Origin of the sequence: Bartonella sp. AA83SXKL (assembly GCF_042196965.1) — a bacterium.
Taxonomy (GTDB): Bacteria; Pseudomonadota; Alphaproteobacteria; order Rhizobiales; family Rhizobiaceae; genus Bartonella.
Genome location: NZ_JBHIRG010000175.1, coordinates 1 through 729, shown reverse-complemented (window position 1 = coordinate 729; position 729 = coordinate 1). Strand labels below are relative to the sequence as shown.

Annotated in this window: 1 protein-coding gene; it reads left to right on the top strand. The window is 37.6% G+C overall.

Going from position 1 to position 729, the window contains the following annotated elements; translation table 11 throughout:
• Positions 1–189: 189 nt before the first annotated feature.
• Positions 190–729 (top strand): YggS family pyridoxal phosphate-dependent enzyme (locus tag ACFINO_RS10425; RefSeq protein ID WP_375655763.1); only part of this gene is annotated, 540 nt, incomplete at its 3' end.

Here is a 729-nt window from a genome sequence, read left to right as displayed (position 1 = left end):
GCTTAAATGAGAACGTTCAATTGTCATTGTCATTATACTCTTTATAAAATTGAACTAAAAAACTTGTTTTATGCTTGATCATGGATTAACCCCTTCGTCAACATTTTCAGTCAATATTTCACGAAGTATTTGTCAAAGCTCTTACAAACAATAACGCAATCAATCAATAAAAACAGAAAGTACAAAAAGATGAGCACAGACACCACTCCCCATGACCTTTGCGTTGAAGCATGGAAAAATCTACAAAAGGACATTACTGAAACATGTAAAGACTATCATCGGCTCGCAGAAGAGATTCAATTTATCGCTGTTTCAAAAACTGTATCTGTAGAAAATATACGCCCTCTTTTACAAGCAGGACAGTCTGTTTTTGCAGAAAACCGCGTACAAGAAGCGACTGAAAAATGGTCCGTCTTGCGTCAACAATTTAAAAATATTGAACTTCATCTCATCGGCCCCTTACAATCAAACAAAACAGCACAAGCAGTCAAAATTTTTGATGTCATACAAACTGTCGACCGCGAAAAAATAGCCAAAAACTTAAGTATCGAAATGCAAAAACAAAAAAAAACGCTCCCCTGCTACATTCAGGTCAATCTTGGCTTAGAACCGCAAAAAAGTGGCATTGCACCACAAGAAGTGGTCCCTTTTGTTGCTAGGTGTAAAAATCACTATGGACTTGATATCATTGGTCTTATGGCCATCCCCCCTGTAGAGGAGAACCCTGGT